Raw genomic sequence first — 13,333 nt, forward strand, 5'->3', positions numbered from 1 at the left:
GTTGACATATTGTCATTCAGTTTTCAATGTTCATCTCAATAAAATCAATCTTTTCAATCATATCTTTTCTAAGAAGAAATGTCAATGATTCCTTAAGATTACTTTATTTATTTTAAAGTGTTTTTATAATGTTTGCAAGGGTAATTTTTACACTTGCTTAACAATTAAATTAAATACTTTACAATCGCTTTTCAGCGACTTTTATATAATATCAATTTCACGTTTTTAAGTCAACATTTAGATTGAATTATTTTTTAAATTTGTGAACAGCTAATTTGTAGCTCACAAAGAAATATTCTAGCATGATTTCTAAATTTTGCAATAGAAAAATCACACAAAAACAAAATTTGTTTCTGTGTGATCAGTATACCTTTTGTTAAATTACATTAAGATACTATTTTTGAGTACTGGCTATGACTTTTCTGGCGATTGATGTATAAATTTCTCCTAAACGATCTTCAGGCTGATAAATAGATGGTGAAAAATCTTTAGGGTTCCACGTAGGTTGTTCAAGAGGCAACTCTCCAAATAGCTGTGTTTCTAATTCATCAGCAAGTTTAGTACCTCCACCTTTACCAAATACATATTCCTTATTACCAGTTTCTTTACTTTCGAAATAACTCATATTTTCGATCACACCTAAAATGGAGTGTTCTGTATGTTTAGCCATAGCTCCAGCTCTAGCTGCTACAAACGCTGCTGTAGGATGCGGAGTAGTAACTATGATCTCTTTACTAGAAGGTAGCATTGAATGTACATCTAAGGCTACATCTCCAGTGCCAGGTGGTAAATCAAGTAAAAGATAATCTAAATCTCCCCATTGAACCTCTGTAAAGAAATTTGTAAGCATTTTTCCTAACATTGGACCTCTCCAAATGACAGGTGCGTTTTCCTCTACAAAGAAAGCCATTGAAATAACCTTAACTCCATGACGTTCAACCGGAATAATTTCTTTGCCATCTACTCCCGGTCTTTCATCAATCCCCATCATATCTGGAACGCTGAAACCATAAATATCAGCATCTACGAGTCCAACTTTTTTACCTTCTCTTGCCAAAGCTACAGCTAAATTAACAGCTACAGTTGATTTACCTACGCCACCTTTACCGGAAGCAATTGCAATAAATTCAACTGGATTATTTTGAGAAAGTAAACCTTCAATTGTTTTAGGTTTTTCTGTTCCTTTACCACGATACTTTTCTACTGTCTCCGGTGGTAATTCTTCAAAACGAATACCTACTGTATTAGCACCGTTTTCTTTTAGAGCTTTTACAATTGCCATTTGTAAATCTAATTGTGGTTGTCCCCCTAATTGAGCCATTGCAACTTTAACACTAACGTGCTCAATATCTTCTTTGATGGTAACGTTAACTATACCATCAGTTTCTTTCAAAGGTACATCAATAATTGGGTCTTTTAATGCACCTACTATTTCTTCAACTTGATTTACCGTTAACAAAGTAAATCCCCCTTAAATATAATAATTTATCTACATAATAACAAAAGTTATTCGATTACGTAGTTTATCTTTTTTATTATAAGTCTTTTTTTATTATAAAAAAAGAAGTTAGCCCATAATAATAGGCTAACTTCATATATAATTTAGACTTCTCTCATATTTTGAGATTTTCTATTAGGTTCTTTAATAAATAACGCAAATAAGAATGCAGCAACAACAAAACCTGTAACTAGAGCGAATGAAACATCAACTCCGGCAGCAACACTTTGTCTTTGTAATAATTCTTTACTAGCATGTGCAGACGAGGATGGCCCAATCCATTTCGAACCAATACTCATAAACGTTACCATTAATGCAGTTCCTAATGAACCAGCCATCACACGACCAAAGTTCATAATAGCAGTACCGTGTGAAATATCTTTATTGTCTAATGCATTAATACCAGTTGTATTAATAGGCATCATAAGTAGAGAAACAGCAAACATCCTAATCGCATAAATGACAATAAGATAAATATAAGATGTGTCTGCTTTTAAGAAACAAAGCAATAATGTGCAAATCGTTAATAAGCTAAAACCAGCATATATTAATGGTCTTGGACCATATTTATCATAAAAACGTCCAGTAAATACTGACATTATTCCATTTATAATCGCACCTGGCATAATCACTAAACCTGATAACAACGCAGATAAACCTAAAGCGTTTTGTACATATAGAGGAATAAGTAGTGCAGGTCCAACCATAGATAACATAATAATCATTGATGTAATTGTACTGAAACAAAAGATTCTACCTTTAAATACATTGAGGTTAAGTAATGGGTTGGAAATCGTTGGTTGTCTTCTAACAAATATTGAGATAATTATAATACTTATGATCAACGATCCTATAACTATTGGATTAGAAAAACCTAAATTTCCAGCACTACTAAATGCATACAGCATAATACCAAAACCTATAGTCGAGTATACAACAGAGCGTTTATCTAATTTTGAATCCTTCGTTTCGTTATAACTAGAAATTGAAATTAAACCAAAGATAAAAGCAATTAAGGCGATACCGACTATAATAATAAATGGCACTCTCCAACTTGCATTATCAATGATTAAGCCTGTGAATGTAGGTCCAATAGCTGGAGCGAACTGAATGACTAAACCAGCTAGTCCCATAGCAAAGCCACGATGTTCTTTGGAGAATAAAGTGAAAAGTGTAAATTGCATTAAAGGCATCAACACACCGGCGCCTATTGCTTGAATAACTCTTGCTGTCATCAACACACCAAAATTAGGCGCAACCGCAGCTACAATTGACCCTAATAAAAATGTACCCATAGCTCCTAAATATAAAGGTCTAGTTTTAACTCTATCCATTAGGAAAGCTGTAAGTGGTATCATGACACCATTTACAAGCATAAATCCAGTAATTAGCCATTGGGAAGTGCTTTCATCAATTTTTAATTCTCGCATAATGTGAGGCAAAGCAGTGTTGAGTAAAGTTTGATTTAAAATTGCTACAAACGCACTCACTAACATCACTGCTACAATTAAATTCCGCTTCGTTTTGGGTAAATCGATACTAGACATGAACGTTTACTCCTTTATTATTTTTATAACAGTGTTATATTCAATCAAATTATAATTAGCAAAGCAAAATAAATGCTTAATTACTATTTCTTGTTATTCAAGTTTTCACTTTCAGGATAAAATATCTCCTTACAAATAAATAGAAATCCTATGATTAACATAATTACCCAAAATTGAATATTAATATATACATAGTGAATATGTACTATAAAATAAAACATCACTGTCGTTACTATATAAGAAATAAGGTGAAATGTAATACCCTGAAAATAAGGATTGTTAGGCAATTTCTTCTTAAAGTAGTCCATTAAATGCTCAACAGCAAAAAGAGTAAAATATCCCAATACTATATAACTACCATAGTAAAACAAATTGTCATAAAATCCTTTATTGTAGCCAAAATAACCTAAATGAAAAAATATTAAAATCCTACTTAACCCATATAATCCAAAACCAAGAAATGTTAAGAATATCGCCCCGGATAATACAAAAATAGCGAGAACAATAAGTGTTACAGCTAAATTATAAAATTTATTTTTAAAGAATTTCATCACTCATTGTCCTCCCCTCTTTTTTAATACATATTTATAGTATCACGTATTCATCACCTTATAAAATTTAAAAACGCCTACTCTTATAGTAGACGTTTTTTGTATTTGAAAACCTTTTTAATTATTAAAATTTGAAGTTTTATTAGATTTATAAAATAAAATCCACATCATTGACAAGCAAATTGAAATGACGGCAATCAAACCTAATACATTGTGTAGATGAGTGCCGAATAAACCTGATTTTAAAGCATACATATATCCCATAATTGTAGAACCTACAGATGAACCTAAGTTTTTAGTTAATGCATAAAATGACATCATCTTCTTCATATTTCTAGGAGAGCTTTCCTCTTGTACAATCACGCTATCTTTAGTGTATACATATCCAAAACTAAGTCCAGCAAAGATAACTGAAAATGCTATCAACAATGGCACTTTCATGCCAAATAAAATAATAACACTGCAAATTAAGAGAACTGTAAACGCACTAAGATATAATGCTTTTCTAGTAAAGTTTGCTTCAATCTTCGCTAAATTAAAGTTTAATATAATCCATGCAACTGATAGTGGTAAAATAACAAACCCACTTTGAAGAGGTGATAAACCTAATTGTTCTTGTAAATATACTGGTATATACAGGTTATATCCTATTAATGACATAGCTATAAATAAATCAGTAATGAAAGCAAGCATTATTGATCTATTAAACTCATTAGTCGGAAGAAATGGATTATTTTGTTTTTGTTCTATTTTAAACAAGCCAATCAATACTAATAAAGCCAAGATGATTGCAATAATATTGAGATATAAATGTTGTTGATTTAATAATCCAATCATAAGCAATGCTATAAATATATAAAAGATTGATAATCCTTTCACATCAAAGTGTGTTTGATTACCATGTTCTTCCTCTGGAAAATGAAATGTCATTAGTACTAATACAATAGCAATAATTGCTATAGGTATATTAATAAAGAACAGCCAGTGCCATGTCGCGAATTCTAAAATCGCACCACCGAGTATGGGTCCAATGATACTGGAAATTCCCCAAACACTACCTACAATTCCCATAATTTTATATCTTAAAGGAATTTCAAACGCTAGTTTAGGGACTATCTGAGATAAAGACATCATGACCCCTGCCCCAAAACCTTGAATCATTCTTGAGATAATTAAAAAAGTAAATGTTTCACTTAAACCTGACATCAAACTACCAATTGCAAATAAAGAAACACCTGCAACGGCAATATATAATATCTTAAAACGAGATAACAGCTCACCTACAATAGGGTTAGCTATGACCAAAGCAATAAAATAAACAGTAAAAACTAAAGATACTAAATTACCTGCATGTAAATTTATCTTAATCGTTGGTAAGGCTAGAGATATAATAGATGTCTCAATTGCAGCCATAAACATGATTAGTATCAATGCGGTTACTGTTAATATCGACCTAAACTTCATTTATATTTACTCCTTTTGTTCTATCTATTTCGAACCCTTAAAATATTAATACGATGATGTTTAGTTCGCAATCATGCAATAGTATTAATTTTCTAGGTTAAAATAAAACGGCAGAGCCATTTAAACTCTACCGTAAACTTACTTTACATAAAATATAATATCCCTATCATGTGTAAAACCGATGCAATCACAATAAAAATATGCCATATCATATGAAAATAAGGTCTATTCTTTTGCGCGTAAAACCAGGCTCCTATTGTATAAGAAAGGCCACCCAGGAATATAAATAAAATAAATAACCAAGAGGTGCGCATGATAATCACTGGTATAAATATCACACCAACCCATCCCATCACTAGGTAAACAATAAGACTGAGCTTATGATTAACTTTCGTAGCAATGGATTTATATAATATTCCCCATAATGTAGTCCCCCATAAAAATAGGGTCACTACCCATCCTATCCATCCACCTACTATAGTAAGTAATACTGGCGTATAAGTACCTGAAATAGCTACGTAAATCATGCTATGATCGATAATACGTAAAATATACTTATGAGCTGTATAATTCTGCATAGAATGATAAATAGTTGAAGAAATAAACATCATAAAAATACTAATAATATAAATAGACACACTTACCGATTCCAATGTGCCACCATGATTGTAGCTATGAACAGCTGCATAAGGTAATACAAACAATGTTAATAATGCAGCCGCACCATGTGAGGCTGCATTACCTATTTCCTCGCCAAAAGATAAGGGAATGATGTCCTTAAATGATTCAACTACCGATGCTTTTTTATGCTTAGATGTATGAGACATCTATTCCACCACCTTTTATTTAAATCAAACTCATACGTTTTAAATCTTCTGTAGCAGTTTCCACACTATCTTTACCTACTTTATTTTTCAGTGGTGAAAACTCCTCTTCTCTAGGAACTTGTAATGTAACAAAACTTGTTCCATATTTGAAAATATCGAAATAAAACAATTCAAATTTTAATGTTGGTAGCTCTACAACGCCAAAGTCTTCATCTAGTTGTTTTAATTTTTTAATAGCTAAATGATATGGTAGTTCCCTATCTACTGCACTTTTAATATAGGCCAGTTTAAATGCATGGATACCAATATTAGCATTATCAAAATCATTGGCTACTTCGGGATCCAATTCTGAATACTCAAGAACTGTATCTTTACTATCAATGTTGACTAAACGTCCAACACTCTCTCCATGTTTAGGTTGAATTGTTTTAGATGTAACATCTTTATTATTACTTACAGTGTAACCAGCAAATAATGGATCTAAGACTTTCACAAGAACATTGTCAATATTATTTAAGAAGATATATTTTACATGATCCTTTTCCATTTTATCTAAGTATCCAGCCTCTTTAAGAGATTTAAATACTCCACCATTACCATTTGGTGTTTCCATAATATGACCATCTCTGTTAAGTACAAGTTTGCCGTCTTCACCTAAGGCTACAATATTTGCTTGTTTAAAGAAATGTACATGTTCTGGATCATAATCAAAATATTGATGTTTCTTAAAATACTCTATTGTTTCATTATGATTTATATCACTAGTCATTATATACCAATTAATTGTATGACCCGTTTGATTCTTTAAATTAATGAGTTGGCGAGCCTGTAACTCAAATAAACTTACACCCTCAATTTCAAAAGAACCTTTAGGCCCTTTATAACCTAATCGCGTTCCTTGACCGCCAGCCATAAGAAGTACCGCGAATTCACCATTTCTAATCGCTTCATAACCCTTTTGTTCATATGTATGCTTATCTTCATCAGAAAGTTGAGATTTCACTTCATACTTAACTTCTGATACCGATGATACATCATCTATTGATTTTCTATTAACATATAAATCATGATATAGTTTTTGAATTCCTTCTAAATCAAGCTCATCAACTTTATTTTCAAGTGCATCTTTTTCATTATTACTCATTAATTTTTCATATTCATACAAATGCTCTTGGTTATATTTCTCCAATTGGTTTTTATCTAACATGATTACTCTCCTTATGTATAAATGATTCAAAGAATTAATTTAGCCACTGTAACATAAATTCATTAAAAAAGGGTTGAAACAACGTGTATACTGTTCCAAAGCTAAAAGCTGTAGCTAAAGATAAATCAACTAATCCGCCTGTTTTAAAATGAAGCGGCGATACAACATTCAATGGTAAGGGATAGAATAATTTAACCCCTTTAGGTGTTAATATATCTAGTATAACATGTGAAGCTATTCCAATAACAATTGCAACCATATAATACATGGGTGTTTGAATTAAGTACAGTAAAAAACCAATGATAATGATGAAAGCAAGAGAGTGAGTAAATGTCCTATGGCCAAATAGAAGCCTAATAACAAAACTTAAAACTCTGAAACGTCTTCCAATTTTACTTTGGGTATGACATATGTCTGGCAATAGGCTTGCTAGAGTTGATAATACCAATATAGTGACTGAAGTAAATAAATCAGTATGAAAATATTGAGTTGTCAAAGCTCCTGTTAAAGCCCCACAGGAGGCATGTGTTTTACCTGTCATTTCTAGTTCTCCTTTTCAAAACATTTTAACACACAATTACATATAAAGCGAACATACTTTCGTATTAATATTTTATTAGTATGACATATTATATTCAAAAGTATCACATAAATCCTTGAAAACGATTTCAAAATAATTTATGATGAATATACAAATTATTTAAAGGATGTGTTTTTAATGGCAATGACAGTAAAGAAAAACGATAATGAAGTACGTATTCAATGGAGAGTAGCAGATATTAAAATACCTAATAATGAAATTAAAAATATCTCACAAGACCAAGATATCCATGCAGTACCTGAAAAAAATGGAAAAGAAATCTCTCGTATTGGTTCTACATTTGGAAAAACAAACCGCGTAATTATCGATACTGATGACCATGAATACATTATTTATACTCAAAATGATCAAAAAGTTTACAATGAACTGACTAAGTAATTAAAATATATATAATTAATAATCCATACAAAAGCCACCAACCATGTATCTATTACGGTTGGTGGCTCTCATTTTCGATATATGAAAATTGATAAGTATAAACAATCCTATTATATTGGAATCAATAATGATTATGGAGGTGAAGTTATTGTTCGTCGTAACAAATAGAATAACCGTGAAAAAAGGTTTTGCAGAAAAAATGGCACCTAGATTTACAAAAGGTGGTCAAATCCAATCCTTACAAGGTTTTAATGGTATTGAAGTTTGGCAAATTGATAGAGATGATTATAGTGAAGATATGTATGTAAATACATGGTGGAATACTGAAAAAGATTTTAAAAATTGGGTAAATAGTGATGCTTTTAAAGAAGCTCATAAAAATACTGGAAAATCCGAAGACTCTCCAGTAATTAAAAGTGAAATTGTTAAAGCAAATGTATTGTCGAAATTAGATAAATAATTTTTTAATAGAGGATTGCTTATTATAATAAAGTATATTAATAAGCAATCTTTTTAATGGATAAATAAATGCGCAAGTAATGCAATAATAGGAAGCGTGATTAAAGTACGTATTAAGAAAATCATAAATAGTTTACCTATGCTGACAGGAATTTTTGAACCTAAAATAACACCACCTACTTCTGACAAGTATATTAATTGGGATATACTTAATGCTCCAATAACAAAACGTGTTATGTCACTTTTGACCCCTTCAATTAATATAGATGGTAAAAACATATCGGCAAAACCTATGAGAATAGTTTGAGAAGCGTGTGAAGCTTCTGGAATTTGCAATAATTCTAGTAGTGGAACGAATGGTTTTCCAATAACTTCAAAAATAGGTGTATAATTCGCGATAATTGTTGCGATTGTTCCTATACTCATTACTACTGGTAAAATGACAAACCACATATCTACAACGGTTTTAAATCCAGAAATAAAGAACTTTTTGAATCCTGGAGCTTTTATACCAACCTCTGTCGCCATGTCATATCCATGTCTTAATGCCGTTTTTCCTTCTGGTAATTGCTCCGTTCTTGCATCCTCTGAAACATCTTTAGCATATTCATCTGGAATATTTTTTAAAGGCCAAATTCTTGGCATTATCATTGCTGCAATTAAACAAGAAACAATTACAGTGATATAAAAATAAAAGAATTGATCTTGCATTTTAATAGTTGAAGCAATAACTATAGCGAAAGTAATAGATACTACACTAAACGTAGTAGAAATGACTGTTGCTTCTCTTCTAGAATAATAGCCTTCCTCATACTGTCTACTTGTAATTAAGACGCCTACCGTTCCATCACCAATAAATGATGCTAGATTATCTACAGTTGATCGACCAGGTAGAGTAAATAGCGGTCTCATTACTGGTCTAAACACAGGTCCTAATAATTCTAATAGTCCGTATTCCATCAATAACGGTAAAAATAGTGCCGCAAATAAAAATACGGCCACAAGAGTTGGTAATAGACTATAAAAGACTAGCCCCCCCGTATCTTCTGAATAAATCATTTTAGGCCCTACTTTCAAATAAGTAAGCCATACAAATACAACTGATAATACTCTTAATATTAGCCAACCTAGTTTGACATTAAATGCATTATACATTAGGCCTTGTGGATTTAACTTGTGTTTATAAATTGTTGAGCACAAAAGAGTTAATACACCTGAAATTGTAATAATTAATACAATTAATATAGGCATAATATTCCCTAACAGATCTTTTAAACAATTTGCAAGAAATGCCACAGGTAATGTTGTTTGTTTTTGTCCATCTTGAACAACTGGTATAGGAATTAAAAATAATATGATACCTAGAATGGACATTGTTATAAATTTAATTCTACCTTTTATAATTTCGCTTTTAGTATATCCGTTCATTACTTTTCAATCCGTTTCTATCTATTTATATCAATTTGAAGTAATCAAGATTCATCTACACAAATGTTTATATATACAAAAATATGAATAATTACGTATAAATACTATACGCTAATCTATCACTTTTCGCAATTAAAAATTTAAAAAAGGCCGATTTCAATAAACTATAAATTGAAATCGGCCATAGCATACCTAAGAGCGCTCAAATTCATATTTAATGAATAAATCATTTCATTCTACGTAGTAAGAATAAGAAATATGGTGCTCCAATAACTGCAATAACTACACCTACTGGAATATCAAGTGGCGGTTGAATTCCCCTAGCTAACCCATCACCAAGCGTTAATAGTATAGCGCCTATTAAACCTGACATGATAATGACATGTATATTTTTGTGTCCGACGAGTTGTCTTGCTATATGAGGTGCTATAAGTCCTAAGAAACTAATACCACCGACAACTGCAATAGAAGCTCCAGCTAACATTACAGCCAAGATGAGTAATATCATTTTTAAAAATCGAACACGTGCACCAAGAGCTGTAGCGACATTATCTCCCAAGTTTAAGATATCTAGCTGGTAACCGAGTAATAATACTACCGGTACAGTGATAATAAACCAAGGTAAGACACTATAGAAGTTAGAAATATTATGTCCATATAAACTACCAGTTAACCAAACTAATGCATTATTTGCATCCATAGGATTACGAATAAGTAAGAACTGTACGATAGCCGTACAAATTGCGCCTATGGCTAAACCTATAAGAGCAAGTTTCGATCCTTTTACATCAAATTTGGAAATAAGGAAGGACAATATTAAACTAATCACCAATGCTCCAACAAACGATCCTAAAGGTAATACAAATAAAGGTGCCGACGGAAATATCATAATAATAATCACCGCTGCTAGACTTGCTCCTTTAGTAATTCCAATAACATCCGGAGATGCAAGCGGATTTCTAATTACACCTTGAATGACAGCACCAGATATAGCTAAACTGCTACCTATTACTAATCCCAATAATGTTCGAGGTATACGATATTCATTTAAAATAAAGTCATCTTGTGTGAAAAAACCAACAATAGCGTGTATAGGGTCTATCATAACTGAACCTATACATAAACTAAATATTGTACTGACGACTAATAAAATAATCACGATTCCATAACGTATACTATTGCTACTCTTAATCATACGCGATTCACCCCTCTTACAGTAATGAATAAGAAGTAAAAGGCGCCGACAAATGAAGTCACTATACCAACTGGAGATTCAAATGGATAAGTGATTAAACGACATAAAACGTCAGATATTAGCAATAAATCTGCACCAAAAATAAACGTGAGAGGTAGCATAACTAGATAATTTTTACTTACATAACGTTTAACTATATGAGGAACAATGAGGCCCACAAAACCGATGGGGCCTGCAATTGAAACAGACATCCCTGCTAATACTATCACTAGCAATCCAATAATCATTCTTACAATTTCAGTACGTTGACCAAGGCTTCTTGCAATGTCGTCTCCGAGTTCCATAATTGTAAGCTGTCTCCCCATAAAAATAGTTACAATTACAGCAATGACTATACAAGGTAAAATCATCATAATTTGATTCCATTTTATCCCAGCTAATGATCCTACTAACCAAAACATGACAGTATCATTAGAATCCTCATTTAAAAGAATGATTCCTTGGGTCATGCTACTAAAGAATAGATGTATCGCCATACCTGCTAAAGCAAGTTTCACTGGCGTAATTGATTTCGTAGATCCTGACAACGTATAAACAGTAAATCCACCAAAAAAGGCTCCAATAATTGCTAGGATAGTTGAATAAGAACCTAGGGATGGAATTAAAACTGTAATTAAAACAATGACGAAGGACGCTCCAGCATTTACACCAAATATTTGAGGTGAAGCAAGTGGATTTCTAGTTATTGCTTGCATAAGTAGACCGGCTATCCCCAATGCACCACCTATCACTAACCCTGCAAGCATTCGAGGCATGCGTACGTTATGAATTAAAAATGTTTGTTCTGATTCAATATGTCCAGTGAAGTAACTTAAAATATCATGAAATTGTATTTTTGAAGAACCAATCGCTAAATTCAAATAGATTGAAATAAAAAGAAAGCACACACCCACTATATAAGTGAGTGTAGTGCGCTTTCTCTTTTTTTGTTCAATAGCGGATTGACTATTTTTAATACCCATAGTCATTATTTTCCACCTTACTTATTATCTTTATTACTATCTTTCTTTGAAAGTTCTACAAGTTCTTTTGCCATCTCTTCAGAAGAAATTAAACCACGTGATCTAGCCCATAGGTCACGATCTAACACATCTACACGATTATGTTTAACAGCATCTAATTTTTTCCATACAGCATCTTTTTCTAATTCTTTAAGAGAAGGCTCATTAGGACTTGCTTTATCAGTCATGATGAACATACGGCCTGGATTTACTTTAGATAATGTTTCAGTGTTCATTTGTAAGTAAGGTCCTTTAAGATACTTACTTAAACCTTTTGTCACATCATCAGTTAATGCTTCTTTGAATCCAAGTTGATTTAAGAATTGTCCTACATATGAATAACTAGGGTGTGCTAATAAACCTGATTTAGATGCAACTGCAGGTAACACTTTCTCATCTTTATTCATTGTAATTTCTTTTTTATATTTTTCAATCTTTTCATCATGTTCTTTTAGACGTTTTTTACCTTCATCTTCTTTACCTAATGCTTTAGAAATTGTTTTGAAGGCATCAATGTTTTGATTATAGTTTCCATCAAAACTCTTAAGTTCAATTGTTGGAGCAATTTTACTTAAATCTTTATAAATTCCTTTATGTCTATTACTATCTGCAATAATTAAGTCTGGTTTTAGTTTACTAATTTCCTCTAAGTTAGGTTGTTTACGTGCACCTACAGACGTATAGTTACCAATTTTATCTCTTAATGGTTTGATGATACGTTCCTTTTTCTTATCATCTGCTATACCTACAGGTTTTACATCAAGTGAAGCTAATGCATCTACGAATGAATATTCAAGTACAACGACACGTTTAGGGTGCTTAGGTACTTTAGTTTTTCCTTCATCGTGTTTAATTTCTACACCATCTTTAGATGCAGATTTATTACTTGAATTATTAGAACCATTACTTCCACAGGCCGCAACAAGAACTAATACTAGCATTAAGCCAACAGCACTAAAAAATTTTAGACCTCTCATTGTTCCACTCCTTAATATGTATATGCTTACATATATAGTTTATTGATAACGATTCTCATTGTCAATATCATTTTGTATTGTTTTATGAATATATTTTACTCAAATATAATTTAATTCATAAGTCAGACTAACTACTATGA

Annotated in this window: 13 protein-coding genes; 2 read left to right on the forward strand and 11 right to left on the reverse strand. The window is 31.8% G+C overall.

The annotated features are described in order from the left end of the window. Nucleotides 1-394 precede the first annotated feature (394 nt). The 7 genes from HMPREF3154_RS00005 to HMPREF3154_RS00035 form a co-directional block, all read right to left on the reverse strand. On the reverse strand, nt 395-1,459 hold the full coding sequence (locus HMPREF3154_RS00005) for an Mrp/NBP35 family ATP-binding protein (protein ID WP_002432308.1): 1,065 nt from the start codon (nt 1,457-1,459) through the stop codon (nt 395-397). 143 nt (nt 1,460-1,602) lie between these two features. After that, the gene (locus HMPREF3154_RS00010; RefSeq protein ID WP_070474206.1) at nt 1,603-3,045 is read right to left on the reverse strand and encodes an MDR family MFS transporter; all 1,443 of its coding nucleotides are present in this window, start codon (nt 3,043-3,045) and stop codon (nt 1,603-1,605) included. A gap of 83 nt (nt 3,046-3,128) precedes the next feature. After that, nucleotides 3,129-3,596 carry a SepA family multidrug efflux transporter gene (locus HMPREF3154_RS00015; protein WP_002432814.1) on the reverse strand — a complete coding sequence of 156 codons (468 nt, stop codon included), beginning with the start codon at nt 3,594-3,596 and terminating at the stop codon, nt 3,129-3,131. Nucleotides 3,597-3,713: 117 nt separating this feature from the next. Continuing rightward, nucleotides 3,714-5,060, reverse strand: a complete 1,347-nt coding sequence (sdrM, locus tag HMPREF3154_RS00020) for a multidrug efflux MFS transporter SdrM (protein ID WP_023351326.1) — start codon at nt 5,058-5,060, stop codon at nt 3,714-3,716. 143 nt (nt 5,061-5,203) lie between these two features. After that, nucleotides 5,204-5,887: a PAQR family membrane homeostasis protein TrhA gene (locus HMPREF3154_RS00025; RefSeq protein WP_002432569.1), complete on the reverse strand. Its 684-nt coding sequence runs from the start codon at nt 5,885-5,887 to the stop codon at nt 5,204-5,206. A gap of 19 nt (nt 5,888-5,906) precedes the next feature. Continuing rightward, nucleotides 5,907-7,094: a UTP--glucose-1-phosphate uridylyltransferase gene (locus HMPREF3154_RS00030; protein ID WP_023351325.1), complete on the reverse strand. Its 1,188-nt coding sequence runs from the start codon at nt 7,092-7,094 to the stop codon at nt 5,907-5,909. A gap of 34 nt (nt 7,095-7,128) precedes the next feature. Then, nucleotides 7,129-7,635: a metal-dependent hydrolase gene (locus HMPREF3154_RS00035; protein ID WP_002432512.1), complete on the reverse strand. Its 507-nt coding sequence runs from the start codon at nt 7,633-7,635 to the stop codon at nt 7,129-7,131. Between the two features lie 177 nt (nt 7,636-7,812). Between HMPREF3154_RS00035 and HMPREF3154_RS00040 the strand changes: the two genes are divergently transcribed. Beyond that, nucleotides 7,813-8,073 (forward strand): SunI/YnzG family protein, encoded by a 261-nt coding sequence (locus HMPREF3154_RS00040; RefSeq protein ID WP_002432344.1) that lies wholly within the window; start codon nt 7,813-7,815, stop codon nt 8,071-8,073. 148 nt (nt 8,074-8,221) lie between these two features. After that, complete coding sequence (locus HMPREF3154_RS00045; protein ID WP_002453758.1) at nt 8,222-8,533, forward strand: heme oxygenase; 312 nt, start codon at nt 8,222-8,224, stop codon at nt 8,531-8,533. Between the two features lie 53 nt (nt 8,534-8,586). Here the strand turns inward: HMPREF3154_RS00045 and HMPREF3154_RS00050 are convergent, their stop codons facing one another. The 4 genes from HMPREF3154_RS00050 to HMPREF3154_RS00065 all read right to left on the reverse strand — a co-directional run bounded on the left by HMPREF3154_RS00050 (nt 8,587) and on the right by HMPREF3154_RS00065 (nt 13,193). Then, the gene (locus tag HMPREF3154_RS00050; protein WP_002432704.1) at nt 8,587-9,960 is read right to left on the reverse strand and encodes a YjiH family protein; all 1,374 of its coding nucleotides are present in this window, start codon (nt 9,958-9,960) and stop codon (nt 8,587-8,589) included. Between the two features lie 226 nt (nt 9,961-10,186). Then, complete coding sequence (locus HMPREF3154_RS00055; protein ID WP_023351324.1) at nt 10,187-11,155, reverse strand: FecCD family ABC transporter permease; 969 nt, start codon at nt 11,153-11,155, stop codon at nt 10,187-10,189. Beyond that, on the reverse strand, nt 11,152-12,183 hold the full coding sequence (locus tag HMPREF3154_RS00060; protein ID WP_002432915.1) for a FecCD family ABC transporter permease: 1,032 nt from the start codon (nt 12,181-12,183) through the stop codon (nt 11,152-11,154). The genes HMPREF3154_RS00055 and HMPREF3154_RS00060 overlap by 4 nt, the downstream gene beginning before the upstream one ends. A gap of 11 nt (nt 12,184-12,194) precedes the next feature. Then, nucleotides 12,195-13,193: an ABC transporter substrate-binding protein gene (locus HMPREF3154_RS00065; protein WP_002469703.1), complete on the reverse strand. Its 999-nt coding sequence runs from the start codon at nt 13,191-13,193 to the stop codon at nt 12,195-12,197. Between the last annotated feature and the right edge of the window lie 140 nt (nt 13,194-13,333).

It is taken from the genome of Staphylococcus sp. HMSC06C11, assembly GCF_001808345.1.
Lineage (GTDB): Bacteria > Bacillota > Bacilli > Staphylococcales > Staphylococcaceae > Staphylococcus > Staphylococcus capitis.